Origin of the sequence: Tangfeifania diversioriginum (assembly GCF_900141875.1) — a bacterium.
GTDB lineage: Bacteria > Bacteroidota > Bacteroidia > Bacteroidales > Prolixibacteraceae > Tangfeifania > Tangfeifania diversioriginum.
Genome location: NZ_FQZE01000045.1, coordinates 1 through 26641 on the forward strand (window position 1 = coordinate 1; position 26641 = coordinate 26641).

Annotated in this window: 21 protein-coding genes; 4 read left to right on the plus strand and 17 right to left on the minus strand. The window is 42.9% G+C overall.

Going from position 1 to position 26641, the window contains the following annotated elements; all coding sequences use genetic code 11:
• Positions 1–55: 55 nt before the first annotated feature.
• The 5 genes from BUC07_RS19000 to BUC07_RS19020 all read right to left on the minus strand — a co-directional run bounded on the left by BUC07_RS19000 (position 56) and on the right by BUC07_RS19020 (position 4261).
• Positions 56–607, minus strand: coding sequence for a response regulator (locus BUC07_RS19000; RefSeq protein ID WP_073173636.1), 552 nt, complete (start codon positions 605–607; stop codon positions 56–58).
• 53 nt (positions 608–660) lie between these two features.
• Positions 661–1107 carry a response regulator gene (locus BUC07_RS19005; protein WP_073173638.1) on the minus strand — a complete coding sequence of 149 codons (447 nt, stop codon included), beginning with the start codon at positions 1105–1107 and terminating at the stop codon, positions 661–663.
• Positions 1108–1250: 143 nt separating this feature from the next.
• Positions 1251–2597: a sensor histidine kinase gene (locus BUC07_RS19010; protein ID WP_073173641.1), complete on the minus strand. Its 1347-nt coding sequence runs from the start codon at positions 2595–2597 to the stop codon at positions 1251–1253.
• A 1-nt stretch (position 2598) separates the two neighbouring features.
• A complete protein-coding gene (locus BUC07_RS19015; protein WP_073173643.1) occupies positions 2599–3111 on the minus strand; it encodes a chemotaxis protein CheD in 513 nt (170 codons plus the stop codon).
• Positions 3112–3547: 436 nt separating this feature from the next.
• The gene (locus BUC07_RS19020) at positions 3548–4261 is read right to left on the minus strand and encodes a DUF6261 family protein (protein ID WP_073173645.1); all 714 of its coding nucleotides are present in this window, start codon (positions 4259–4261) and stop codon (positions 3548–3550) included.
• Positions 4262–5025: 764 nt separating this feature from the next.
• On the opposite strand from BUC07_RS19020, the gene BUC07_RS19025 reads away from it, so the two are divergent.
• The 3 genes from BUC07_RS19025 to BUC07_RS19035 all read left to right on the plus strand — a co-directional run bounded on the left by BUC07_RS19025 (position 5026) and on the right by BUC07_RS19035 (position 13218).
• A complete protein-coding gene (locus tag BUC07_RS19025) occupies positions 5026–8949 on the plus strand; it encodes a DUF7149 domain-containing protein (RefSeq protein ID WP_073173647.1) in 3924 nt (1307 codons plus the stop codon).
• Positions 8950–9626: 677 nt separating this feature from the next.
• The gene (locus tag BUC07_RS19030) at positions 9627–10019 is read left to right on the plus strand and encodes a GxxExxY protein (RefSeq protein ID WP_073173649.1); all 393 of its coding nucleotides are present in this window, start codon (positions 9627–9629) and stop codon (positions 10017–10019) included.
• A gap of 250 nt (positions 10020–10269) precedes the next feature.
• Positions 10270–13218 carry a PAS domain S-box protein gene (locus tag BUC07_RS19035; RefSeq protein WP_073173651.1) on the plus strand — a complete coding sequence of 983 codons (2949 nt, stop codon included), beginning with the start codon at positions 10270–10272 and terminating at the stop codon, positions 13216–13218.
• A 154-nt stretch (positions 13219–13372) separates the two neighbouring features.
• On the opposite strand, the gene nqrF is transcribed toward BUC07_RS19035, so the two are convergent.
• From nqrF to BUC07_RS19060, 6 genes are read right to left on the minus strand one after another with little or no spacing between them, the layout of a single operon-like run.
• Positions 13373–14635: an NADH:ubiquinone reductase (Na(+)-transporting) subunit F gene (nqrF, locus tag BUC07_RS19040; RefSeq protein WP_073173653.1), complete on the minus strand. Its 1263-nt coding sequence runs from the start codon at positions 14633–14635 to the stop codon at positions 13373–13375.
• Positions 14636–14653: 18 nt separating this feature from the next.
• Positions 14654–15271, minus strand: a complete 618-nt coding sequence (nqrE, locus tag BUC07_RS19045; RefSeq protein WP_073173655.1) for an NADH:ubiquinone reductase (Na(+)-transporting) subunit E — start codon at positions 15269–15271, stop codon at positions 14654–14656.
• A gap of 20 nt (positions 15272–15291) precedes the next feature.
• Positions 15292–15936, minus strand: a complete 645-nt coding sequence (locus BUC07_RS20755; RefSeq protein WP_139279654.1) for an NADH:ubiquinone reductase (Na(+)-transporting) subunit D — start codon at positions 15934–15936, stop codon at positions 15292–15294.
• A 3-nt stretch (positions 15937–15939) separates the two neighbouring features.
• Entirely contained in the window at positions 15940–16641 is a 702-nt protein-coding gene (gene nqrC / locus BUC07_RS20760) for an NADH:ubiquinone reductase (Na(+)-transporting) subunit C (RefSeq protein WP_139279655.1), read from the minus strand.
• Between the two features lie 17 nt (positions 16642–16658).
• Entirely contained in the window at positions 16659–17840 is a 1182-nt protein-coding gene (locus BUC07_RS19055) for an NADH:ubiquinone reductase (Na(+)-transporting) subunit B (protein ID WP_073173658.1), read from the minus strand.
• Positions 17841–17872: 32 nt separating this feature from the next.
• Positions 17873–19219, minus strand: a complete 1347-nt coding sequence (locus BUC07_RS19060; RefSeq protein ID WP_073173660.1) for a Na(+)-translocating NADH-quinone reductase subunit A — start codon at positions 19217–19219, stop codon at positions 17873–17875.
• 329 nt (positions 19220–19548) lie between these two features.
• Between BUC07_RS19060 and BUC07_RS19065 the strand changes: the two genes are divergently transcribed.
• Entirely contained in the window at positions 19549–20838 is a 1290-nt protein-coding gene (locus BUC07_RS19065; protein WP_073173662.1) for a type IX secretion system plug protein, read from the plus strand.
• A gap of 41 nt (positions 20839–20879) precedes the next feature.
• Here BUC07_RS19065 and BUC07_RS19070 read toward each other — a convergent pair whose 3' ends face one another.
• The 6 genes from BUC07_RS19070 to BUC07_RS19095 all read right to left on the minus strand — a co-directional run bounded on the left by BUC07_RS19070 (position 20880) and on the right by BUC07_RS19095 (position 26465).
• Complete coding sequence (locus BUC07_RS19070; RefSeq protein ID WP_073173664.1) at positions 20880–21884, minus strand: glycoside hydrolase family 43 protein; 1005 nt, start codon at positions 21882–21884, stop codon at positions 20880–20882.
• Between the two features lie 144 nt (positions 21885–22028).
• A complete protein-coding gene (locus BUC07_RS19075) occupies positions 22029–22514 on the minus strand; it encodes a cupin domain-containing protein (protein ID WP_073173666.1) in 486 nt (161 codons plus the stop codon).
• Positions 22515–22537: 23 nt separating this feature from the next.
• On the minus strand, positions 22538–23275 hold the full coding sequence (locus tag BUC07_RS19080) for a carboxymuconolactone decarboxylase family protein (protein WP_073173668.1): 738 nt from the start codon (positions 23273–23275) through the stop codon (positions 22538–22540).
• Positions 23276–23296: 21 nt separating this feature from the next.
• On the minus strand, positions 23297–24934 hold the full coding sequence (locus tag BUC07_RS19085; RefSeq protein WP_073173671.1) for a carboxylesterase/lipase family protein: 1638 nt from the start codon (positions 24932–24934) through the stop codon (positions 23297–23299).
• A gap of 21 nt (positions 24935–24955) precedes the next feature.
• Positions 24956–25405 (minus strand): nuclear transport factor 2 family protein, encoded by a 450-nt coding sequence (locus tag BUC07_RS19090; protein WP_073173673.1) that lies wholly within the window; start codon positions 25403–25405, stop codon positions 24956–24958.
• Between the two features lie 10 nt (positions 25406–25415).
• Positions 25416–26465, minus strand: coding sequence for an alpha/beta hydrolase (locus BUC07_RS19095; RefSeq protein ID WP_073173675.1), 1050 nt, complete (start codon positions 26463–26465; stop codon positions 25416–25418).
• Positions 26466–26641: the final 176 nt, after the last annotated feature.

Sequence of the window (26641 nt, forward strand, 5' to 3'; positions counted from 1 at the left end):
ATAACAAGCTTTTACCTTCTCTGAGGGTAAAGGTATTTTCATCCCCTTCCAGGGGTTATCCCAAAGCCACGTCCTCTGGGCGTGGTTTTTTACTTGTATCGGTCCAGAATACAGTATTGGTTTTTAAATCGATTTCCCATCCCCCCACGCGGGCCAATTCTCCTGTTTCTTTTAATAATTCAATATTCTTCCTCAGCCGGTTTTCGGTTTCTTCCAGTTTTATTTCATTAGATAAATCGGCAAAGTTTCGTTTCAGCACTTCAAGCAGCAATTCCATAAAGTTTTGCTCTTTCACAATGTAGTCCCTGCTGCCCAGTTTCATCATATCAACGGCTATTTTTTCGTTGCCGTAACCGGTGAGTGTAACATAGTTTGGCGTGTAACCAAATTTTTCCCTGAGTTTCAAAACCAGTTGTTTTCCGCTCATGTCGGGCAGTTTGTAATCTACCAGCAGGAACTCATTTTTAGCTCCCTTGGTCAGTTCCAATGCCAATTCGCCAGTTTGAGCCAATGCAACATTGTATTTGTGCCGTTCCAGCTCTTTTTGCATTAAACGCCCAAGTCCGTCATCATCCTCAACAATTATTATATTGAACTTTTTACCCATATTATTTTGAAATCTTCTTTATTAAGCGAATAACTTATTATCAGGGAAACCAATCAAATCATATTATTTAAATCAGGTACCTCAACAATCAGCAGAAATAACCCCAACTGGCGAATAGCGGCTACAAATTTATCGTAGTCGATGGGTTTGGTGATGTAGTTACTGCAGCCCAGTTCGTGGCACTTGTCTATCTCGCGCGGGTCATCGGTAGTGGTAATCATAACAACCGGCATTTTTTTCAGAAATTCATCCTGCTTCACTTTTCGCAACACATCAATACCATCTACACGCGGCATTTTAATATCGAGCAGTAGCAGAGAGGCCACATTTTTTATTTCATCTTTGTCCTTTTTCCCCTGAAATAAAAAATCGAGTGTTTCCTGTCCGTCTTTAAAGTGGATAATTTCGTTCATCAACCCGGCTCGTTTCAGATTGCGCTTTATGAGCGATGCATGCCCTTCATCGTCTTCGGCCAGAATGATTTTCAGTTCTTTCTTCATACTATTAAAATTGTTTACTTTCAGTGGTATAGTATGGAACTCGCATGTATTTTAATAATGCTCCTGGATGTAAGTATTTTACATGCTCGTTTCATTTTTTTCAGAAAAAGTTATAATCTGATTCTACTAAGCGGTTTTTTCTTTTAATCCGGAATAAAAATACTAAATTTCATTCCTTTTCCTAATTCCGATTCCATTTCTATACTGCCATTGTGCTTTTCTACCACCTGTTTTACAACATTCATTCCCAGTCCGATTCCCGGTTTTTTGGGGTCGAGCTTTTCAAACAGGCCAAATATCTTTTCCTGGTATTCTCGTGGTATTCCAATGCCATTGTCTTTTACCACAAAGCGGCATCCATTTTCTACTCTCCCACCCGAAATAACGATTTCCCCGGGCACTTCAGGTTTTAAAAACTTAAGCGAATTCCCTATTAGATTGGAAAACAACTGGTTTATCTGTAAATCATCTCCCATGCAATCAGGTAAATTTCCCACTTCAATATTCACCTGATTTTTCCCGATTTCAAATTCAAAATCGTCCAGCACCTGTTGCATTAAACGGTTCATATCGAGTTTTCGGAAGGTTAGTTTTTGCCGACCAAGCCGCGAGAGTGACAGCAACCCTTTTAACAGGTTATCCATTTTTGTGGTGCTGGATGTGATATAGTGAATGGCTTCGGGGATTTCCTCATCCATGATTGTGTTCAGTGATTTCTCTTCTGCCGGATGGATTTGCATTTTCTCAAGCAGTTTTTTTAAATCATTAAGCGAAGCCTCCATCTCTTTGGTAAATCCCTGGATGTTGACCAGTGGCGAACGCAAATCGTGGGTGGTGATATACAAAATTTGCTGCAACTCCTCTGCTTTTATCTCCAGCTCCTTATTCAGCCGCTCCAACTCCTTTTTGTAAATCCTGCTTTTGGTCACATCTTCAATGGCAAGTAAAATAAGTCGTTCCTTTCCCTGTTTCTGTAAGAGTTCGCGGGCATTCAGCAACATTATTTTATGCCCGATGGTTTCAAACTGATATTCCACTTCAAAATCTTCAACGGCTGAAAATTCAGGCAGGGTTTTCTTCAGCAGTTCTTTTAATTCGGGGATATCCCACTGATTTTTTCCGAGGTTGTAAAGCAGATTGCCTTTGGTACTTTCCGGCGATACCTGAAATAACTTGTAAAAATATTGATTGGCAGTAATTACCCTTAAGTTTTTATCCAGCACCAACAGCGGTTGCCTTATGGTGTCGATAATGCTCTCGGCAAATTCCCGGCTTTGTTCTGCAGCTTCTTTTTGCTGATTTAATTTTTGTTCGCTTTCCCTGAGTTGCTCGTTATAAGCTTTGAGCTGATTTTCGCTGGCCTGCAATTGCTTGTTGACAGTTTTTAATTTGGCTTCAACTTTTTTGTGTTGCTGCTCTAATTTTTCAAGCCCGGCAATTTTTTGCTTCAGTTTTCCCAACTCTGTATTCTCATTGGTGTGGCTTGCCATACTATGAACCAATTAACATTTGTGGTTTCCTCATTATGCGGTAAAGTTCCTTTTCCGGCCCGTCACCTTTTGTATAATAAATAATTCCTTTCTCTGTATTGTACCTGACAGATTTACGTTCGGTGCCTTTTACCGAACTGGCTTCCAGCTTAATTTTATAAAGTTCTAAAAGCTGATACACCGAAAAGAGATTATCGGTGCCAATGGTTTCGTTTTCCCTTTTTAACACATTGCCGCCACCAACTACAACTGCTTTTAATTTTTCCTCCGCTAACCCTTCAGCCTTTAAATCCTGAATAAGTTTTTCGATGGCATTAGCGGCATATTTTCCGGGCACTACATTCTCTTTTACCGGAGCCTTGCCCGGCAGCATAATGTGCGCCATGCCACCTGCGCTTACCTCTTCATCAAATAAAACAACCACAACGCACGATCCCAGCGGACTCGATTTTAAATCGGTTGTCCCGTCGGAGATTTTTATTTCGCCAGTGTAAACAGTGATTGTTTCTTTCATTGTTGATGATTACCGCAAAACCTTGCCTGATTTTTTCCGGTAAATATACTTTTTATACAGTAAGATTCAATCAAATAAAACCTGTTATCGAAAACATTTAACTTACAGGGAAATCGGATTGTAAGACGTCGGAACCGGGATGAAGAAAGTCTGAACCGGGATGAAACTGTCTGAACCTGGATTTTAACTGATTGAAGGATTACCCGGATTAGGAAGTCTGAACCACGATTTGAACTGATTAAGGGATTACCTGGATTAAAAGAGATAAAAATCAAGGGAATCTGGGGAATCAAAGTAAATCCTGGTTAAGACAATTTTGGAAAATAATCCTGGCAATCTGGGTAATCTGCGTAAATCCCGGTTAAGACAATTAAACAGAAAAGAACCGTTCTCCTTGTGAAAGAACGGTTCCCTTTGAGTTCAGGTGTGTATAGCGCTACACTTCTGGTTCCGGTTTTTTGCGGCGGCGTTTCACCGTTTCATTGTTTTCGGCGATAATTTCGCCTACGGTGCGGCCAAAATCGCCAAAAGTGGCATCATCCAGTTGTATCATGGCGCGCAGGTAAACCACCAACTTATCGTTTGTAATATCGAGCACCTCTTTTTTTACTTCTGTTGCATTCTGGCGATTACCTTCCCTGGCTTTTTCCTCTTCGTAGGCCACCCTTGCCTGTTCAAAATCGGCTTGGGCAGTTTGCAGGGCGGCAATCAGTTCGGCACACCCCGAAAGCGCTTCGATAGACGACTGGTATTTGGGTTTTGCCAAATCGGTTAAAAGCGACTGGATGAGCGACGATTCAATGGCATAACTTTCTCCCACCACCGACAGGCCGTAATCGTTCAATAATTCTTCCATCTCGTTGGCGGCAGCTTTTATGGCCGGGTCAGGATGGTGAACAAACCCGCTGACGAGGTAAAACAACCCACGGAATTTTTCATCGCGTACCGCGTCTTTCTCATCCAAAACCGATTCGGCCCTCGACTGGTTAATGGCCGCGGTTAACCGCTCCGTGGCAGGCTCCAGTTCGGCAAAAATGGCAGCAAGATGCGTGTCGCTGCTCAGAGAAGTGTTTTTGTAAGCGCTGACAATGCGCCCCGTTGCAGCATCAACTTCAGTGACGCGGCTGTTGGTTAAAATTTTGTCAATCATAATAAAATTTTTAATGTTAGTAATTGGGTGGTCATTGCATCTGTTTTGGTTATTTAAAGTTCAGGTGCTCTGACACATATCGCTTTTCAATTTACAAAAATTATTTTGTAAAACACAAGTTTCCAATAAAAAAGTCGGAACCGGATGAAGATGTCGGAACCACGATTTGATTGATTGAAGGATTACCGGGATAGAAGAAAGTCTGAACCACGATTTGAACAGATTAATGGATGACCGGGATAGAAAGTCGGAACCTGGATTATATCAGATTAAGGGATTACCGGGTTTAGGAGAGGAAAAAAATCAGGGTAATCAGAGTAATCCTGGCAATCTGGGTAATCAGAGTAAATCCCGGTTAAGACAATTGAGAAAGTCGGAACCACGATTTTGACTGATTTAAGGATTACCGGGATTAGAGAAAAATCAGGGTAATCAGAGTAATCCTAAAAATCCCGGTTAAGACAATGTATGAGAGTAATCCTGGCAATCTGGGCAATCAAAGTAAATCCCGGTTAAGACAAGTGAAAGAATCCCGGTTGTGACATTAATTAAATGATAATTAGCTTGCCGGCGGTTTTAGGGCTGTTAATTAAATGATTGTTGCTTTGCCGGCAAACTTTCTGGCTTTCATTAAATAATTAACGCCTTAGCAGCGGTTTTTCAGGCTTTAATTAAATGATTAACGGTGAAAATAAGCTCTTTAATTGCAATTATTAAACAATAAAACTATTTTTAATCCCAATTTATTTGACCGGAACAATTTTATGATACCAAACGAAATTACCTTACGGAAATCCATCAACAAAGCTTACCGCAAAGTAAAGCCCAACCGTTCGCAAATCGAAATGTTTAAATCGAATATTCTTCAGCTATTCAACCAGATTAACGAACAGGAATCGGAAGAACACCACAAAAACATTATCCGCACCTTTTTGCGCGAAACATACTATTCGCCCGGCTACTACATCAATACCAAAGGCCGCACCGACCTGGTGATTCATAACAGCAAAAATGCAACATCGGCAGTGGGTGTGCTGATAGAAACCAAAAAGCCGTCGAACAAAGCGGAGATGCCCACCAAAGAAAACCTCAATGCCAAAGCCATGCACGAGCTGATGCTGTACTACCTGCGCGAACGGATTACTGCCGGCAACAAAGACATCAAGCACTTAATCATCACTAATATTCATGAGTGGTTTGTGTTTGATGCCCAGGAGTTTTACCGGTTGTTTGCCCAAAACAGAACGCTGGTGAAGCAATTTACCGAATTTAACGAAGGGCGCACAGAAGATAACCGCACAGATTATTTCTACAACCAGATTGCCAAACCATTTCTCGATGAGCTTGAAACGGAAATAACCTTTACCTACACCGACATCAGGGAGTTTGAAAAAATTATCCGCAACAGCAATCCGCGCGACGACAATAAACTGGTGGCGCTGTTCAAGCTGTTTTCGCCCGAGCATTTGCTGAAACTGCCGTTTGTTAACGACAGCAACAGCCTCGACCGCGGATTTTACACCGAGCTGCTTCACATCATCGGGTTGCAGGAGACCAAATCGGGCGGGAAAAAACTGATTGGCCGCAAAGCCGAAAACGACCGCAATGCCGGGTCGCTCATCGAAAACACCATCACCATACTGAAATACGAGGACTGTCTCTCGCAGCTAAAAGCATCAGACTATGGCGCCACTAAAGAAGAACAACTTTACAACGTGGCGCTCGAACTGGTAATTACCTGGATCAACCGCATCCTGTTTCTGAAACTGCTCGAAGGCCAGTTGGTGAAATACCACGCGGGTGATAAATCCTTCCGCTTTCTGAACAGCGACCGGATACCAGATTTCGACGAACTGAACAAGCTCTTTTTCCAGGTGCTGGCCGTAAAAGAGGAAGAACGTAACGAACCGGTGCGCGAAAAATATGCCAGTATCCCCTACCTCAACAGTTCGCTGTTCGAGCCCAACGAACTGGAACATAAAACAGCACGTATCAGTAACCTCGAGGATGAATACACACTGCCATTGCTCAATACAACGGTGCTGAAAGACCGTACCGGCAAACGCCGGAAGGGCGAGCTGAACACGCTCGGTTACCTGTTCGGATTTCTGGATGCTTACGATTTTGCCGGCGAAGGTTCGGAAGAAATCCAGGAGGAAAACAAAACGCTCATCAACGCCTCTGTGCTGGGGCTGATTTTTGAAAAGATAAACGGCTACAAAGACGGCTCGTTTTTTACCCCCGGTTTTATTACCATGTACATGGCGCGGGAAACCATCAGAAGGGCTGTGGTGGAGAAGTTTAACAGTCTGAACCGGGATTCAAAAGGTCTGAACCAGGATTACAGGGATTCAGGGATTACCAGGATTAAAGGAGAGGGTCTTAACCCGGATTCTTATGATGAAGGGATTGCCGGGATTAAGAAAAAGGAGAGAAGGTATAAAAATATTGATGATGTGTATAATGCCATTGGGAGTGATTTTACCAAAGAGCAGGCGAATGAGGCGATTAACAGCCTGAAGATTTGCGACCCGGCGGTGGGCTCGGGGCATTTTCTGGTGAGTGCGCTCAACGAGATGATTGCGCTGAAAAGCGAGCTGAAAATCCTGACCGACCGGAATGGCCGCACCCTGCGCGATTACCACGTGGAGGTGGTGAACGACGAGCTGGTAGTTACCGACGACGAAGGACGGCTGTTCGAGTATAAACCCGGCAGCCGCGAAAGCCAGCGGGTGCAGGAAACGCTTTTTCATGAAAAACAGACCCTCATCGAAAACTGCCTGTTTGGGGTGGACATCAATCCCAATTCGGTAAAAATATGCCGCCTGCGGCTATGGATTGAGTTGCTGAAGAATGCGTATTACCGCACCAGTGATGGTATGACTCAAAGTCATGCTATCACTAATAATCAGACTCCCGGTCACCTGCGCAGTAAATCTAATAGTGACCAGGTGAACCCAAATCACCAGGTCACCAACTCCTCACCCTTTGGGGGAGGCCGGGAGGGGGCTCTTGAAACCCTGCCCAACATCGACATCAACATCAAAACCGGGAATTCGCTCATCAGCCGGTACGCGCTGGATGCTGACATGAAAAAGGCACTCAGGAAAAGCCGGTGGAACATCGACGATTACCGCGTGGCGGTGATGACCTACCGCAATGCCCAAAACAAGGAGGTGAAGCGCGAAATGGAAAACCTCATCCACCGGATAAAAAGCGACTTTGAAAGCGAAATTGCCGCCAACGATAAACGGGTTGTCAAACTCAGTAAACTGCGCGGCGAGCTTTTTCACCTTACCAACCAGCAGCAGTTGTTCGACCGCTCCCGCAAAGAGAAAACCGAATACAACAAAAAAGTGGATAAACTCACCGGCCAAATCAGAAAGCTGGAAACCGAACTGGAAGAGATCCGCACTAACAAAATATACGAAAATGCATTTGAATGGCGGTTCGAATTCCCCGAAGTACTCAACGACGACGGCGATTTTGTGGGTTTTGACGTGGTGATTGGAAATCCGCCGTATGCGGTGCTTGAAAAAGAAAGAAATACACCCTTAGAGCCATATAAAGCAATTTTAGAATATTCAAAAATCACGAAGAGATATTTTAATGTTGAAGGAGGGAAATTAAATTTATACAGATTATTTATTAAACTTGCTGCTGATATTTCTAAATTAAATAATCAATTTAGCTTTATAATACCTTTAACTTTAGTTGGTGACAATTCTTTATTTTCAACAAGGAGTTTTGTATTAAATAATTTTGTAAATCTTAAGTTTATTTGCTTTCCTCAAAAAGATAATGCAAAGAAAAGAGTATTCGAAGATGCAAAACAATCAACATTAATTCTTTTGGGTAAAAAGGTATTAAATTCAAAATCAAATTCACATATTTTTGTCTCAACTTATCCTTTTAATTCATTCAATGATGACAATAAACATTACAATACTGATATCAATAACCTTAAACTATTTGATTCTTATCGTTTGTCAATCCCATTAGTATCTGAACAAGAATGGAATATTTTAAAAAAAATACATCAATATCAAGTCATAAGGGATATTGATCGCATTATTGTTAGAAGAGGTGAGATAAATCAAACAATTTTTAGAAAATACATATCTACTGACTCAAAATTAGAAAACCTTGTAAAAGGGGTAGAAATTGGACCTTATGAAATTAGGAAAAAACTAAGTCAAGGAGTGAAAGAATATTTTGATGCGAATAAATTCTATGAGGATGGAAAATCTAATGAGCTTGCAAAAATTCAAAGAATTGCAACACAAAGGATAACCGGGACTGATGAAAAATTAAGAGTTGTAGCTGCCTTGGTTGAGCCTATTTCCTTTTTCGCTGATTCAACTAATTCTATACATATTGTTAATAACAAAGACTTCTCTATATATTTCATGTTAGGTTTATTAAATTCGAAATTGATACAATGGCGTTTTAAAAAAACATCTAGTAATAATAACGTTAGCACGAATGAATTGGAATCTCTACCCTTCATTTTAAATAAAAAGTATTCATGTGAAATTGAAATGCTTTCAAAAACAATAATAAAAATCAAAAAGCAGGATCCATCAGCCGACACCACGGCGCTGGAAGCCGAAATCGACCAGATGGTTTACGCGTTGTACGGGCTGACGGAAGAAGAGGTGAAGGTGGTGGAGGGGGAAGAAGTCTGAAGCGGGATGAAGAGGTCTGAACCTGGATTTGACTGATTGAAGGATTACCCGGGATGAAGAAGTCTGAACCACGATTGAAGCTGATTTAGGGATTGCCGGGATTAGAGAAAAAAATCGTGGGAATCAGGGGAATCAGAGTAAATCCGGGTTAAGACAACTTTAGAGAATAATCACGGGAATCAGGGGAATCACAAAAATCCGGGTTAAGACAGATGAAGAAGGTCTGAACCACGATTCAACTGATTAAAGGATTACTGGGATTAAGAGAAAATAAATCGTGGCAATCATGGAAATCAGGGTAAATCCGGGTTAAGACAATTTTTGAGAATAATCGTGGGAATCAGGGGAATCACAAAAATCCCGGTTAAGACAGATGAAGAAAGTCTGAACCACGATTCAACTGATTAAAGGATTACTGGGATTAAGAGAAAATAAATCGTGGGAATCAAGGGAATCTGGGTAAATCCCGGTTAAGACAATTTTTGAGAATAATCACGGGAATCAGGGGAATCACATAAATCCCGGTTAAGACAGATGAAGAAAGTCTGAACCACGATTCAACTGATTAAAGGATTACTGGGATTAAGAGAAAATAAATCGTGGCAATCATGGAAATCTGGGTAAATCCCGGTTAAGACAATTTAATTAAGACAATTGACTAACCAAAGTAATACATCATGAAAAACGAGCAGTACAAGTATTCTGAAATCACTTCAAAAATTATTGGATGTGCAATGACGGTTCACAATACATTGGGCAGTGGTTTTCAGGAAGTAATTTACCAGCGGGCACTGGAAATTGAGTTTAGTTTTGCCGGGTTGTATTTTAAACGGGAATTTGAAATGCCGATTATGTATCGCGATGTGCAAATTGGTACACGGCGGGTGGATTTTTTGGTGGAGGATAATATTTCAGTAGAGATAAAAGCCATCAGCCATCTGGATGATACCAACCTTGCGCAGGGGTTGAATTACCTAGAGGCCTATAACCTGGAGGTTGGGCTGCTGATTAATTTTGGCGAGCAAAGTTTAAAATTTAAACGGCTGCTGAATAAAAAATATAAAGTCTGAACCGGGATTAAGAATGTCTGAACCACGATTGAAGCTGATTTAGGGATTGCCGGGATTAGGGAAAAAAATCGTGGAAATCCGGGCAATCAGGGCAAATCCCGGTTCAGACAATTAAACGGAACCTTTCTTTTTAAAAGAGCGGTCATCTTTGGAACACCTGCTATCGAACACCTTAGGATTGGTACTTCAGCAGTTTTTTATATCTTGCAGCTGTTGATTACAAACCCTTTATTAATTAGAAGAAGTAGAAATGAACAACGCTTCTGAAAAAGATCCAATCAATATCACGGAAAGCTCAGGGCCTTTTCGTGAAATTTTCAGGCAGAACAAGTCGGTTATGCTGCTGGTTAACCCTGTAACGGGACAGATTTTGGATGCCAACCAGGCGGCACATAATTTTTACGGGTACAAAAACCTTTTGTCAGAAAATATTATCAATATCAACCAGCATCCTAATGAGAAAGTATTCGATTTGATGGAAACAGCCATCACCAAAAACAAAAACCATTTTATTTTTAAACACAAACTGGTAACTGGTGAAATAAGGGATGTGGAGGTTTATTCAACGCCTTTGATTTACCAAAACAGGAAACTGCTGCTTTCAATAGTACATGACATAACAAAACGCCGGAAAGCGGAAAAATACACCACATTTCTTACCAGAAGCACACTGAAACTGGCAACACTAAAAACCCCGGAAGAGGTCTATAAATTCACCACCAGCCAGTTGTACAAGTTGTTTGATAAAAAATCGGTTGTGGCCGTTACCGAATACGACACCCCCAACAACCGGTGGTACATGATGGATATAACCGGCCTCAGCCCGTTTATCGAAAAAACTTTTAAAAATTTTGGTATCGATATCCGAAACCTGGAGGGCGAAATCCAAACCGGGTTTATGGGCGATATTGTAACAGGGCAAATGGCCAGATTCGATTTTGATTTACACAAATTCACCAACGGAAAAATTGACCAAAACACCAGCAACGAGCTAAAAAAGGCACTTCCGTATAACAGTATTCTGGTGGTGCCTTTCAAAAAAGATGAGGTAATTTTTGGCACAGTTACAATTGCTTTAAATGAGGATGAAAACGAGTTTAACCGGCATTTTGTGGAGGCATTTATTTCGCAAATTTCGGTTTTCCTGGAAAAAATATTTGTTGAAAAAGAATTGGTGAAAAGCGAGAACTATTACCGGGCACTAATTGAAAATTCAACCGACATTGTTTCCATTCTCGATGAAAACGGTATAATCCGCTATAAAAGTCCGTCGCATTCAACAATACTTGGTTACAAGCAGGATGAACTGCTGGGTGTAAATGCCCTGGAAAAAATTCATCCCGACGACAAACTGCGTGTGCAGCAGCTTTTCAGCCATATCCTTCTGGAAAAAGAGAAGACAGGCCGGTTCGAATACCGGTTTCATCACAAAAACGGTTCGTGGAAACACATGGAGGGAACGGTAAAAAACCTGCTCGATAACCCTGCGGTGAAGGGAATAGTATTAAATTCGCACGACGTAACCCACCAGAAAGCTTACGAAGAAATGCTCGTCAGCCAGGAGCAAAACCTGAAAATACGCAACCAGATTGCCAATGCATTTATTGTATCGGGCAAAGAAGAAAATTTCCGGAAGATACTTGAAGTATTTCTTCAGGCTTTTCAGAGCAATTTTGGCTTTTTCTGCCATACAAACAACAGCGGAAACATGGTTTGCAAAAGCTATATTAACAACAGAAAAGAAGTTAATTCTCACCACGAACAACATAAAATTAAAATTGAAACACTGAATAATTTCTGGAGTGAAAGCCTGAGAAAAAAACAGACCTTAACACAAAATACCGAATTCGAAATTCCCGGAAAACGCATCCGGTTAAAAAATTCAATTTCGGGCATTATTTTACATCAGAACGAAACGCTGGGCCAAATTGTACTGGGAAACAAAAACGGCGACTATACGGATAAAGATATCCGCTTAATGGAAGAACTGTGCCATTACATCTCTCCGTTGCTTAAAGCCGCCCTGAATGAATTTCAATACAAAACCGATTTACTGGCAGCCAAAGAAAAAGCAGAAGAGAGCGAACGGCTCAAGTCAGCATTCCTGGCCAACATGAGCCACGAAATCCGTACCCCCATGAATGGGATAATTGGGTTTATCGATATTCTGAATGACCCTGACACACGGGATGATGACAGGGAAACCTATTTCGATTTGGTGAAAAAGAGCGGCAATCGTTTGCTCACAACCATTAACGACATCATTGAAATTTCGAAAATTGAAGCCGGGCAGGCTCAGCTCAACTTCTCCCGGGAAAAGGTAGATGAAATTATGAATGAGCATTTCAGCTTTTTTAAACCCGGAGCCGCAGCCAATGGAATTACATTGAAACTGCAACTCCCGGAAAGTGCTCTTCCCGCCATTGAAACCGACAGGAATAAACTGGATTCGATACTGACAAACCTGATTAATAATGCCCTTAAATTCACAAAAGAAGGAACCATTGAATTTGGATGCCAGCTTTCGGGCAACAAACTTAATTTTTTTGTAAAAGACACCGGGGTTGGCATTTCTGCCGACAGAATTGAGGCCATATTCAACCGTTTTGAACAGGCAGAAATGGGAATTAACCGGGGCCATGAAGGAACCGGCCTGGGATTATCCATCTCAAAAGCTTATGCCGCAATGCTTGGCGGTGATTTATGGGTTGAATCGCAAAAAGGAGAAGGCAGTACATTCTATTTCAACATTGATTATATTGCGGCTGAAAACAGCGATAAAAAAACGGACAAGAAACCACCTTCTGCAAAACCAAAAAGCCAAAACGAAGCCACAATATTGGTAGCTGAAGATGATGAAATCAGTTTCACATTGCTGGAGATAATGCTTTCGAAAGAAAACTACAAGTTGATAAAAGCAGATAACGGGAATGAAGCTGTTGAAATGGTGCGCCAAAATCCGGATATTGACGTAGTTATTATGGATGTAAAAATGCCCGAAAAAGACGGCCTTGAGGCAACACGGGAAATAAGACAGTTCAACAAAAAAATTCCGGTAATTGCCCAAACGGCCTATGCGCTTTCGGGCGATAAAGAAAAAGCTCTGGAAGCGGGTTGTAACGACTATATTTCGAAACCATTACAAAAAAATGATCTTCTGAATATGATAAACCGTTTACTGGAAAAGAAATTGCAATAAAAGTAACTTACCGCCCTTTTATAAAGAAAAAAACCACCCCTTTTCAGAGATGGTTTTTTGAAATATCATTAGCATTTTAAATCGCATGATTCCCCACTTTGGCGCGGGATTAGTTCAACTTAATGTTTTTGACGATTTCAAAATCACAGTGTCACTAACTGCCAAAGTCATCGAACGCAATATTTTCGTCAGGTACGCCCAGGTTGTAGAGCATCTTCTGGCAGGCGTCGTTCATCATTGGCGGGCCGCACATGTAGTAATCAATTTCTTCGGGTTCTTCATGATTGCTCAGGTAATCGTCGTAAATCACCTGGTGTATAAATCCGGTGGGGCCGTCCCAGTTATCTTCCGGTTGCGGTTCTGACAACGCAAGATGGAATTCAAAATTATCGTATTCTTTCTCAATATCGCGGAACTGGTCGTAATAGAAAACTTCTTTCCACGATCGGGCTCCGTACCAGAATGTGATTTTTTTGTCGCTTGTTTTCAGGGTATGGAAAAGGTGGAAAAGGTGCGAGCGCATGGGCGCCATTCCGGCACCACCACCAATAAACATCATTTCGTTGTTGTTATCTTTCAGGAAAAACTCCCCGTAAGGTCCTGAAATCGTCACTTTGTCGCCCGGTTTGCGTGAGAAAATAAAAGAAGAGCAAATACCGGGATTCACCTTTTTAAATCCGTTGTTGGCACGATCCCACGGCGGCGTGGCAATACGGATGTTCAACATGATAATATTTCCTTCGGCAGGGTGATTGGCCATTGAATAGGCCCTGAATGTTGGCTCCGGGTTTTTCATTTTCAAATCGAACATGCCAAAATTCTCCCAGTCTTCGCGGAATTTATCATCCACTTCGATGTCTTTAAAATCGACTTCAATCTTTGGAACGTCAATTTGAATATAACCGCCCGATTTAAAATTAAGGTTTTCACCTTCCGGCAGTTTTACAACAAATTCCTTAATAAAGGTAGCCACGTTTTTGTTGGACACCACTTCGCATTCCCACTTTTTAACGCCCAGAACTTCTTTCGGAACTTCAATTTTCAAATCTTCCTTTACTTTTACCTGACAGGCCAGGCGCCAGTTTTCATTTTGTTCTTTACGGGTAAAGAAGTCGGTTTCGGTAGGCAGAATTGAGCCGCCCCCGTCGTGAATCTGACAGCGGCACATGGCGCAGGTACCTCCGCCACCACAAGCCGACGGGAGTAATATTTTGTTGTTGCTTAAGGTGGAAAGCAGTGTACTTCCTGGTTCGGTCACTATTTCGCGCTCCCCTTCATTTATGTCAATTTTAACTTCACCCGAAGGGGTTAGTTTTCTCTTGGCGAAAAGCAGGATGGCAACCAGCAGGATTATAATCCCCAGAAAAACCGCCACACTGGCAATAACAACGGTTGTTTGTGTTGATAACAATAGCATTGAAATTGGTTTTATATTTTACAATTTAATTCCCATGAAGCCCATGAAAGCAAGCCCCATTAAACCGGTTACAATAAAAGTAATACCCAGTCCGCGCAGCGGTGCCGGTACATTTGAATACTGAATTTTTTCGCGGATTGCCGCAATACCTACAATTGCCAGGAACCAGCCAACGCCGGAACCTATTCCGTAAGTTGAAGCTTCGCCAATATTCAGAAAAGCTTTTTGCTGCATAAACAGCGAACCACCTAAAATTGCACAGTTTACAGCGATAAGCGGCAGAAAAATTCCCAGCTGGCTGTATAGTACAGGGGCGAATTTTTCAACTACCATCTCAACCAGTTGCACCATTGATGCAATAACTGCAATAAACAGGATGAAGGACAAAAAGCTGAGATCGACACTGGCAAAAGCCGGGCTAATCCAGGTTAAAGCACCTTCCTGTAATATATAGTTTTCAATCAGGAAGTTTACTGGTACCGTGATTCCGAGTACAAAAATTACGGCAATTCCCAAACCGGTAGCTGTTTTAACCGTTTTGGAAACGGCCAGGTAAGAACACATGCCCAGGAAATAGGCAAAAACCATGTTCTCAATAAAAATCGACTTGATAAAAATATTAATCAGATTTTCCATAATTCATTTCCTTTTGGCGGTTAATCTTCAATTAACTTACGGTTTTTACTACGCTGAACCCAGATAATTATTCCCACGGTGATAAGCGCCATTGGCGGTAGAATCATCATTCCGTTGTTTTCGTAAAACCCTCCGTTGGCAATGTACCAGCTGTCGGGGATAATCTGGAATCCATAAATTGATCCGGAACCAAAAAGTTCGCGTGCAAAACCCACAATAATCAGGATTACGCCGTATCCTGCAGCGTTTCCAACTCCGTCGAGAAACGATTGCCACGGACGGTTTCCCAGTGCAAATGCCTCGAGGCGGCCCATAATAATACAGTTGGTAATAATTAATCCCACAAATACCGAGAGCTGTTTACTCACATCGTAAACAAATGCTTTCAGCACCTGGTCCACAAGAATTACCAGCGAGGCAATAACTACCAGCTGAACGATAATCCGGATGCGGTTTGGAATTGTATTTCGCAATAATGAAATAATCACGTTTGACAGCGCCATTACGGCAACTACTGAAAGTGCCATCACCACTGAGGGTTTTAGCTGGGCTGTTACCGCCAAAGCCGAACAAATACCCAGCACCTGAACTGTAATCGGGTTGCTGTCGTTAATTGGATCGGAAAGCAGTTTTAAATTTTTTCTGGAAAATAATGGTTCGCTCATTGCTTATGACTTTTTCTTCTTTAGAAATTCACTGTAACTCTGAAAATCGGAAAGGAGCATTTCCTCCAGGCCTTTGCTGGTGATTGTACCACCAGAAATGCCGTCAACCTTATGTTCTTCGGGGGCATCCTGGCCGGGTTTTGTAATGGTGAGTGAAACCAGTTCACCCTGTTCATTAAAAATCTCTTTGCCACTAAAAGTAGCCTGAAACCAGTCGGTGGAAATTTCGGCGCCTAATCCCGGGGTTTCGCTCTGGTGATCGAAATTGGCCCCGTAAATAGTATTCATATCCGAATCGAGGGAAACGAATCCCCAGATTGGCCCCCACAAACCGGAGCCACGCATCGGAAAAATGTATTTTAATCCCTCTTCGGTCTGGCATTCGTAAACCGGCATAAGTCGTTCTTCCAAATCTTTTGCCTGCTCTTTTTTCAAATCGATATCAAAAGCATCTTCACCTTCAACAACTTCGCCTTGCCAGTTAACAACATACTGGGTCTGAATTCTTTCAGTATAAATTTCTTCAGCGTCAGCAGCCGTACTTTCAATATTAACCGAAGCAAGTATATTCTGCATTTTCTCTACCTCGATGTTGGTATTCTGAAGCGGCCGTAAAGCCATAGCCACCGAGGCAAGTATTGCAGCAACCAGGATTACCATGCCTGCTGCATAAATAAATGTATATGTATTACTGTTCCTGTCCATGATTTTAAATTTTTCGGTTAAGCAGCAACTTTGGCCCTTTTCATTCGACGTTTAATATGCCCCTGAACTACGTAATGGTCAATTAACGGTGCAAAAGTGTTCATCAATAAAATAGCCAGCATCATTCCCTCGGGATAAGCGGGGTTCAGCACACGAATTAAGATGGCGAGGACCCCGATAAGAAATCCGTAAATCCATTTTCCTTTTTGGGTTTGAGCGGCCGAAACCGGATCAGTTGCCATGAAAACAGCCCCGAACATAAACCCGCCAAGCACCATGTGGTGCCAGAAAGGTATGCCGAAAAAGGTAGCTGCTTCCTCTGAAAGTCCCTGACTCCCAGCGAAAATATTCAGCAGTATTCCCATAAACAATCCGCCGGCCACCGTGGAGAACATGATTTTCCAGTTACCAATTCCGGTAACCAGTAAAACCACAGCCCCGAGTAAAATCGCAAGCGTAGATGTTTCACCAATCGAACCAGGAATAAAACCGAAAAAGGCATCGGAAACGGTGTAAGTAATGTTTCCTGCTGCGGCCTCGGCCATTGGGGTGGCTCCTGTAAAACCATCAATAGTTTGTGCATTTTCGCTAAATGAATACCAAACCGAGTTCCCCGACATTTGCGCGGGGTAGGCAAAAAACAGGAAAGCACGTGCCAGCAAAGCCGGATTCCAGATGTTCATGCCTGTTCCGCCAAAAACTTCTTTACCAAAAATTACGGCGAAGGCAGTTGCGATGGCAATCATCCAGAGCGGAGTTTCAATGGGCATAACCAGCGGGATAAGCATTCCGGAAACCAGGAATCCTTCGTTAATTTCGTGGCCGCGAATTTGGGCAAAAACAAACTCAATGCCCAACCCCACACCATACGACACAATAACAACAGGCAATACTTTAAGAAAGCCATAGAGGAAAATATCAAAAAATCCTGTTGAAGCCAGTTCTCCTATCACCTTAAAGTGCTGATAACCCACGTTGTACATGCCAAAAAGCAGGGAAGGAATGAGAGCCAGCACTACTATTGACATTGTACGTTTCATGTCAATAAAATCGTGGATATGTGTACCGCTTTTCGATGTTTTCTTCGGCACAAAAAGAAACGTAAAGAAACCATCGTGTACCGAATTCAGCCAGTGGTATTTTGCCCCCTTCTGTACGTATGGCTCTGTTTTTTCAAAAAAGTTCTTCAAAAAATTCATTGTAAATCAGACTAAATTGTTACCTGCAATTATTATCCAAGCTCTTTTATCATGGTATTGATTCCGTTGCGTAAATTATCCTGCCACTTGATTTTTGAGGTGCAGACAAATTCACACAACGCCACATCTTCTTCAATTACTTCATAAATACCCAGTTGTTCCATTTTGTCAATATCGTTGGCCATAATGGCTTTCATTAGGAACACCGGCAATATATCCATCGGCATTACTTTATCGTATTGGTCGGTAAGTACAAATGCGCGTTCACCACCATGTAGGTTGGCATTTAATTCATACTCTTTCTTTGGGAATAATTTTGAAAGAAATGTTTTTGATGCACTGAATTTATCAACTCCTGGGGTAGCCCAGCCAAGCAGTTCGTATTCATCGCCTTCGGGAATAATACTGACCAAAGTATCGTAAAAACCAAGGTAATTTTGCGGTTTAACACGCGTTCCGGTCAATACATTACCGCTGATAATACGCTGTTTGTAATCCGCTTTTTTCAGCCGGCCATCGGTAACTGATGCAACAGGAGCTCCCAAAACAGTTTGATAATATTTTGGCTTTTCTACCTCTGAACCTGCCAGCGCAAAAACCCTTGTAAAATCAACCTTTCCGTTTTCAAACAAACGGCCAATAAACAGGACATCCTGCACATTCACCGTCCAAACCACCTCACCCCTGATTACAGGAGAAACATGATGAATTTGAACACCTACGTTCCCTGCCGGGTGGGGCCCTGAAAACTGGTGGGTTTTAACATTTTTCACACCGGCAAAAGGGGAATCACCGTTCACGCCCAAATGCACATCTCCTTCGGTAAGCTTACTGAGCGCATCGATACCTTTCTGGAATGTTTCCATCTGGTTCTCCAGAACGAAACTGTTATCGGCTGCCAATGGTGCAGTGTCGAAAGTTGAAACAAAAATGGCCCGTGGTTTTTTATCAGGCGATGGAATTATCCCGTAGGGACGCTGCCTTATAAACGGCCAAAGCCCACTTTTTAGAAGTTGTTCCTTAATTTCATCCGCAGATAATTTTTTCGGATCGCCCTTTTTAAAAGCCGCTTCACCAGCATCTTTATCCACCTCAACTACTACTTCCAGAATTTTTCGCCGTTCGCCACGGTTAACTGATTTTACCTCTCCGCCTAACGGAGCTGTATAAAGTATTTCGGGATGGTATTTGTCGTAAAACAACGCATCGCCGGCTTTAACTTTATGCCCCGGCTTAACACTTAACTTTGGAGTAAGCCCCGGAAAATCAGTTGGTTTTAAAGCCACTGTGGCAGGAACAGGCAGTTTTTCGAGCGCCTTTTCGGCACCACCTTTAAGCTTTATATTCAGCCCTTTCCTTAACTTAATAACTTCTGACATTTTAATCAAGAATAGTATTTTTTTCAGGTTGGCAAAAGTAAATAATTAATTGTCTTTACGCAATCTTCATAATGGAAAAATCGATGGTTCAAAATATACTGATAAGTCAATATGTTTATTGATTTTTATCAACCTTATTAACCATTTTAAATTCAGGTATAAAAAAACCTGATCTTTCCAGATTAAATTTACAATAATAAACGTTGGAATATGGTGAGTGTTTACAAAAAAATACTGTTATCGAACAATAAATGGCTTAATTTTGAGATAAAAGGGATAGGTGTATTTTTACTAAAGATGTGGCATTCCCAATAAAAATAGTAATTGTAATGGCAAATAAGTATTTTATTATCCTATTATTCCTGCTTGGGTTTATCAGTGAATTATCGGCCCGTGAAGAGAATTTTTACTACGAAAACGCGGTTTACGATGAAAATATAAAAACGGTATTAATGCACCGCGATGGTTTTGAGCTCTCCAACCCGGTTTACGAAATAGGCGAAGCCACCCAACTAATTTTAAAATTCGACGATTTATCGGGTGAAGTGAAAAACTATTATTACACCATAATTCATTGCGATGCCGACTGGAATGAAAGCTACATCCCGCAATCGGATTACCTCGAGGGTTTTGCTGAAAATCCGCTGGATGATTACGCCCGGTCGTTTAACACTTCGTTCGATTATATCAATTACCGGCTTTTTCTGCCCAATGATGATGTAGATTTTAACTATTCGGGAAATTATGCACTCGTGGTTTATGAAGACGGCAACAAGGAAAACATTGTACTGAGCAAACGTTTCTACGTGGTAGAACCGCTGGTTGACGTGGAGGGAACGGTTCGTCGGGCTACGCTCGATGCATTCATGGGCGAAAACCATGAAGTAGATTTTACCCTCCTTCACGAAAACCTGAAAATTGAAAATCCGAACGAAGAAGTAAAGGTGGTTATTATGCAGAACAACCGGTGGGACAATGCCATTCGCGACCTGAAACCACTTTTTATCCGCGACCGCTCGCTGGTGTATGACTACAACCGCGAAAATGTTTTTGTAGCCGGAAACGAATTTCGGTATTTCGACAACCGCACCAACCGCGTGGAAGGAGAGAATGTGCTTTCAACCGATTTTCACCGGCCTTATTTTCATAAAACCCTGATGACAGACGAGCCGCGTGCAAACAAAAAATATTTTGAATACGAAGAGATGAACGGAAAATATGTGGTGGAAAGCCAGGACCGCGAAGTGGAAGACTTTGACACGGAGTGCGATTACACCTTCGTGCATTTCTCATTACCGCTGGAATCGATACTTCTGGGCGGTTCGGTGAATGTTTTTGGGGCACTGAGCAACTGGAACGCCAACAAAAGCAACGAGATGACCTGGAATTTTGATACCAGCGCCTACGAACTCACCCTCCTGCTGAAACAGGGATATTACAACTACATGTACGTTTATGTGCCGCAGGGTTCGGCTGTTGCCGACCATAAAAACATTGAAGGCAGTTTCTGGCAAACCGAAAACGATTACCAAATTTTTGTGTACTACCACGAAATGGGTTCGCGCTACGACCGACTGGTGGGTTACCGGCAGCTCAATTCCATGCAAAGCAGGAGGTGAGAGTTATTTTCATAAAAAAGAGGAGCATAAGAGTAAAAAGTCTAATCCCCTTCATTTTGCATAAAATCGGGGAAGCCGCTTTCTGTCCAACGAACTACCCGTGCGCGGGTAGCGCGGTTGGGATCGGAAAGCTCGTGTCCCTGAATTTCCTTGTAGTCGCGGGCATGGTAAATCATAATTACGGTTTCTCCGTCGTCAGAAGTGGTAAAAGAATTGTGTCCCGGTCCGTAGCGTTTTAAATCTTCGTTGGTGTAAAATACCGGGCCAGGCGATTTATGCCAGTTGGACACGTTTAGTAAATCGGCATCCTCATCAATCCACAGCAAGCCCATACAATAATTATGATTGGTGGCGCTGGCAGAGTAGGTTACAAAAATTTTTCCGTTTCGCTTAATCACTGCTGCCCCTTCGTTTACATTGTATTTTTGTCTTTCCCAGTTGAATTCGGGTTCGGTTATAACCACCTCCGGCCCGGTAAGTGTGGTCGGATTCTTCATTTCCGACAGAACCAGCGCTGTGCCATGGTCGCCTCCGCGTACATTTTGCGCCCAAATCAAGTACCGTTTTCCCCGGTGCCCAAAAGTTGTGGCATCCAGCGAAAAGGATTCGCGTTGCGTTTTTATTTGCCCTTCTTCTTTCCACTCCCCTTCCATCGGGTTTTCCGCATCGTTCGACAGCACCCACATCCTGATGTTCCAGATATTTTCAGCTTCGCCAGCCGCAAAATGAATGTACCACGTGCCGTCAATCCGGTGTAGCTCCGGTGCCCAGATGTGGTGGCCCATTACCCCTTTTTCGTGTTTGCGCCATATTACTTTTTCTTCGGCGGTTTTTAAGCCGTTTATAGTAGAAGCTTTTCGGATAACAATCCGGTCGTATTCGGGCACCGTGGCAATCAGGTAATAAGTGCCGTCATCTGTTTTGTGCACCCACGGGTCGGCGCGCTGGTCGGCAATGGGGTTGTCAAATTCCGGGGTTTGAGAGTAAACCTGAGCAGAAAAAGTAAAAGATATAATTGCCGCTGCAAAAACCTGAAACAACTTCATAAAACAACCGGTTTAAAATTTTCCGGAAATATACAAAATTTTGCAAGCCGCACCAGTCTATTTTATTTTTGCAGGGGAAATTGCTATCACCGCAGGAATCTTTGTGGCATATGGCATCTTTTTCTGCAACGTTGTAAATCCGTATTACTTTATACTGACGTACTCCTCATTTGTAACAGGCCCAATCCAAACCGCCCCACCTTCATCCACATTCAGGCTGACGGCAATATGCGCAAATTCACTGTCGGGTGCAGCGCCATGCCAGTGGACCACATTGCGTGGAATTTCTACCACATCGCCAGCACTTAGTGGTCGGGCAGGTTCGCCTTTTGCCTGGTAATATCCTTTGCCACTGGTTATAAAAAGGAGCTGACCGCCAGGATGCGAGTGCCAGTTGGTGCGGGCTTTGGGTGCAAAGGTTACATTTCCAAAACTTGCATGAAGTGCAGTATCTCTGGCGCCCATCATTTGCAGCCACACCGTGCCGGTGAAGTTTTCACTATCCAATTTTTCGCCTTTCGGAAAAACAGATTCATTTTGTTGGGTGGTTTCGGTTGGTTTCTTCTCTGTATTGCAAGCAGCAATCAGGAGTGTCATAAAAATCAGAGTGGATATTAAAATATTTTTCATTGTTGTATCAATTTAAATTCATGTTATTCACGATTTTCGAGTACTTCGTTTAAAACGGCCTGTGCATTTTTAGCTGCCTTTTTACCGATAGTTGTTTTGATGATACCTGTAAATTCATTCAACTGTTCGGGTGTGTATCCAAGATTTAGGCAAATGGCCAAATGCGAACGCAGCATGGGCTCAACTCTGCCGATACTGGCGAGCACTGAAACAGTAACCAGTTCGCGTTCAGCATACGTCAGGATATCACGATCGAAAAGATCGGCAAAAAGGTGTTCTTTCAGAAATATTTCGATTACCGGGGCAAAAGCTGCATAACCTCTTTGCGGGCCGTCCAATGGCCTTCCTATCAATGCTTCCAGGTTCGCTTTGCCCCGTTCGTATTTGGTGCGGTTGTCGTTTACCGGCGAAGCTTCGGCACCCGTTTCATCAATGATGCCTTTGGCTTTTCGTTCGTCGAGCACTTCCATAAACGTTTGCAATCCACGTATGCTGCGCGGAAATCCGCAATACGCATATAAATGCACAATAGCTTCTTTTATTTCATTGATGGTTAATCCGGTGTCCAAGCCATCGTTCAGCGCTGGTTTTAGTTTTTCAAGTTCGCCAACTGCAGTGTAGGCTGCAATGGGGATAATGTTTTGTTGTTTTACTGATAATTCCTTACTGGTTTTATTCGTATTATCCGCGTAAAGTTTTTTCGAAAAACCACTTGTTATTAAAAGTAAACCGATAAGTAATTGTATCGTTAATTTTTTCATCTTCTCATTTTTTATTATTAATTAAATACCACGCGATTGTAAACGTGTTTTATACTTTTCAGCAGCTTTTTCAATTACATCCAGTCTTGCTTTTCGCGGATCGGTTTTGCCAACCGGATTTCCATCCAACTCAATATCAAGAATTTCTTCTTTTTGAGTATCATAAAGCGGCCAAAGGGGCAGGTCTTCTCCATTCGGATCGCCAGTTTTGGCGAAATTTGCCCAGTAGCTGTTCATTATGTGCGCTAACTTTTCTTCTTCCGGTGTTGGCTCTGCTGCTCCCCAGCGCGAATTTAGCGTGCCAAATACATACGGAACATCAGATCCGTGGCCGGCGCCAAACCGTGCCCTCTCCCTCATCGCAGGAGGAACATAACCAAAATGGAACATATAGGCCGGTTCTCCACTGGCGGTAAAAATTCTTGCTGTCATCCGGGCCGGTTCGCCCCACACCCAGTCGGTGTTAAACTTTGTAATTACCTCAGCGAATTCCTTATTGCCGTTTGGATCATAAGCAGCTTTTGCCTCATCTTCCAGTTCCCCGAAAAGTGAAAACAATTCTTCTTTCGAGCTGCTGGTATTCACAAAACTTCCACCTATTTCTGCACTGCAATTCCCGATCATGAGCGGAACATCAGCCTGTCTGCCTGCTTTGTAGGCGCTCTCAGAAGTTTCCACCACCAGTTTTCCGTCGAGAACAGGGCCGGAATAAGTACGCGGACCTCCCTGTCCGTCGGTTTCCTGGCCTCCGTCCACAATCTCTTCCACACTCATGGCGCGAAGTTTTGCCAGTGCTGCGGCATCAGTCCCTTCAATCCCGTGTTTACGGGCAAAATTTATCCCGATGGTTTCAGCAGAAACGGAATAGAAAGGATCGGCGTTTTCCTTTTTAATCGGTCTTCCGGTTAGCACACCGTCTCTGCCGCCGCCGGAGTGACTGATTGCTTTGTTAAAAAGGCCCTTCGCAGCCGGTATAGTCAGGAGGGAATGAACCGAAACGCCACCTGCAGAGAAACCGAAAATAGTTACATTATCCGGGTCGCCTCCAAATGCTGAAATATTTTCCTGTACCCATTCGAGCGCTGCTATCATGTCCATAAACGCATAACTGCCTTTGGGCTCTTCCGGATGTTCTTCACTCAAAGCGGGGAATGCAAAATGGCCGAGACGCCCCAAACGATAATTAAATGACATCAGAATAACGTCCTGTTTGGCAAACTGCTCTCCGGATGTGTTTCCGCTGCCGCCCACAAAAGCACCGCCATGAATCCAAACCATCACGGGAAGTTTATCATCCGGTTTAGCTTCGGCAGGAACCCACAAATTCAGATACAGGCAATCTTCGGAGGAACCTTCCGCAATTGCTCCCGGTGCGGTTCCCCAGCCAGCCTGGGCGCAGGTGGCACCAAACTCTGTAGCATCGCGCACGCCATCCCAAGGTTTCACAGGTTGTGGCGGACGCCAGCGGTATTCACCCACCGGCGGCGCTGCATAAGGAATTCCCTTAAAACTGGATACTTCTCCTTCGGTTACACCTTTTACGATTCCCGATTCAATTTTTACGGTCGGCGCCTTGTCCTCAGAACCTGGGATTTTGTTTGCCTGCGAATGTAAACTGCAGCCTGTAATTATGGCTAAAACGGTTATTATTTTTTTCATTTTGAAGATGCTAAATGATTACTAATGATCGTCACCACGCGACATCAGCCTGGTAAAAGAAAGCGACCCCAGTTTCCAGCTTTCGTCTTGATTTACATATACTTCGGTCACTTCAAAAGGATTGGTGACTTCGTTCCCACCAACCTCAGCCAGCAAATCGATTCGGTTTAAAAGAATGGCAGTATTATCGATAATTTTTACCGAAACTTCATGAATATCGGCTTTCTTATACCAGATACCACCGCTTTCAATAATTTGCATTTCGCGTTCTTTTCCCCATGAACCGCCCATGTGTACAAACATCGATTTCTCGTGAAACAGATCATCCAGTTTATCCACATCTTTGTCGGCCATCCACTCCCACTTGTCTTTCGAAAGTTGAATGATTTCCTTTTCAGCAGCAGAATTTTGTGCGAAACCCCATTGCGCACTTACAAGCATTATAAATAGTCCGAAAATTGTTGTTCTCATAGTTTTGTTTTTATAAATATTTTCCAAAGAACTCCTTCAGTTTATTAGTTGCCTGTTCCACATATTCCGGAACATAATAGGATTGAATGTGGGTTGCTTCGGGAATCAGGAACAATTCTTTTTCATCGGTACGTGTGGCCTTGTTAAATGCCCTGTCGGTCATGTAATAGGTGTCGGCTTTGCTACCTGCCATCATCAGCAGGGGCTGATCGATTAATTCCATATTGGCGGCTGCGTCAAAAGCCATCAGGTCGAGCAGACTGCTCATGGTATAGCGAAATGTGGAATTAGGATGCGCATGGGTTCGGTGGTAATAATAATGCCCTTCTCGATACAGGTCGAATGGCATATCGTCTGCTTCTTCATCGGTGGGCACGGTATTGGCGGCATAAAGAATTTCCCCTCCGGCTGCTTCCTGTGCACGGGCTTCAGAAGCCTGTTCCAGCCGTTCCTGAATGGTGGAAACCTGCGAATTCATAAATCCGTTTTTCCTTACCACGCCCGAATTAAACATACTCAGTGTTGCCACTGCTTTAAAACGTTTGTCGGTTTGGGCCGCAGCAAGCGAATAACCGCCGCCACCGCAAACACCCAATACGCCCAATCGGTCGGCGTTTACCCCTTCATGCTGCGTAATGTAATCGGCCATTCCGCGGATGTCTTCAATCCGGTTGGCGGGCTTGTCCACATTGCGAGGCTGTCCCCCGCTGGCACCCTGGAAAGAAGCATCCGCAGCAATGGTGATGTAGCCCAATTCCGCCAGGCGCTGAGCATATAAACCGGCAACCTGCTCTTTTACCCCACCGTTGGGGTGAGCCACCACAACCGCCGGATAATTCTCTGCCGGGTCGTAACCGGCAGGTGTATAAACATTCGCTGCGATTTCAATACCATTCAATGTGTAGGTTACCGGGTGGATGTTTACTTTTCCCTCCACATTTTCTGTAATAGCATCCTGATAAACCAGACCAAACGGGTTATCTGTTTTGGTTTGAGCCGAAACCAAAAGGCTTGTTGTCATGAGCATAATTATCAAAATTTGATATTTTGTTTTTTTCATTTTTAACTCCTTTCCTAAATTTTAAAATCTTTAAAATAATTTTCTTGAATTAGACATCTTACAAATAATTACAAGGCACTTAAGTAAAAAACCACGCCCAGAGGACGTGGCTTTGGGATAACCCCTGGAAGGGGATGAAAATACCTTTACCCTCAGAGAAGGTAAAAGCTTGTTAT

Coding starts and splice junctions, on each gene's coding strand:
- BUC07_RS19000 (WP_073173636.1), bottom strand. CDS start 607: ATGGGTAAAAAGTTCAATATAATAATTGTTGAGGATGATGACGGACTT.
- BUC07_RS19005 (WP_073173638.1), bottom strand. CDS start 1,107: ATGAAGAAAGAACTGAAAATCATTCTGGCCGAAGACGATGAAGGGCAT.
- BUC07_RS19010 (WP_073173641.1), bottom strand. CDS start 2,597: ATGGCAAGCCACACCAATGAGAATACAGAGTTGGGAAAACTGAAGCAA.
- BUC07_RS19015 (WP_073173643.1), bottom strand. CDS start 3,111: ATGAAAGAAACAATCACTGTTTACACTGGCGAAATAAAAATCTCCGAC.
- BUC07_RS19020 (WP_073173645.1), bottom strand. CDS start 4,261: ATGATTGACAAAATTTTAACCAACAGCCGCGTCACTGAAGTTGATGCT.
- BUC07_RS19025 (WP_073173647.1), top strand. CDS start 5,026: ATGATACCAAACGAAATTACCTTACGGAAATCCATCAACAAAGCTTAC.
- BUC07_RS19030 (WP_073173649.1), top strand. CDS start 9,627: ATGAAAAACGAGCAGTACAAGTATTCTGAAATCACTTCAAAAATTATT.
- BUC07_RS19035 (WP_073173651.1), top strand. CDS start 10,270: ATGAACAACGCTTCTGAAAAAGATCCAATCAATATCACGGAAAGCTCA.
- nqrF (WP_073173653.1), bottom strand. CDS start 14,635: ATGCTATTGTTATCAACACAAACAACCGTTGTTATTGCCAGTGTGGCG.
- nqrE (WP_073173655.1), bottom strand. CDS start 15,271: ATGGAAAATCTGATTAATATTTTTATCAAGTCGATTTTTATTGAGAAC.
- BUC07_RS20755 (WP_139279654.1), bottom strand. CDS start 15,936: ATGAGCGAACCATTATTTTCCAGAAAAAATTTAAAACTGCTTTCCGAT.
- nqrC (WP_139279655.1), bottom strand. CDS start 16,641: ATGGACAGGAACAGTAATACATATACATTTATTTATGCAGCAGGCATG.
- BUC07_RS19055 (WP_073173658.1), bottom strand. CDS start 17,840: ATGAATTTTTTGAAGAACTTTTTTGAAAAAACAGAGCCATACGTACAG.
- BUC07_RS19060 (WP_073173660.1), bottom strand. CDS start 19,219: ATGTCAGAAGTTATTAAGTTAAGGAAAGGGCTGAATATAAAGCTTAAA.
- BUC07_RS19065 (WP_073173662.1), top strand. CDS start 19,549: ATGGCAAATAAGTATTTTATTATCCTATTATTCCTGCTTGGGTTTATC.
- BUC07_RS19070 (WP_073173664.1), bottom strand. CDS start 21,884: ATGAAGTTGTTTCAGGTTTTTGCAGCGGCAATTATATCTTTTACTTTT.
- BUC07_RS19075 (WP_073173666.1), bottom strand. CDS start 22,514: ATGAAAAATATTTTAATATCCACTCTGATTTTTATGACACTCCTGATT.
- BUC07_RS19080 (WP_073173668.1), bottom strand. CDS start 23,275: ATGAAAAAATTAACGATACAATTACTTATCGGTTTACTTTTAATAACA.
- BUC07_RS19085 (WP_073173671.1), bottom strand. CDS start 24,934: ATGAAAAAAATAATAACCGTTTTAGCCATAATTACAGGCTGCAGTTTA.
- BUC07_RS19090 (WP_073173673.1), bottom strand. CDS start 25,405: ATGAGAACAACAATTTTCGGACTATTTATAATGCTTGTAAGTGCGCAA.
- BUC07_RS19095 (WP_073173675.1), bottom strand. CDS start 26,465: ATGAAAAAAACAAAATATCAAATTTTGATAATTATGCTCATGACAACA.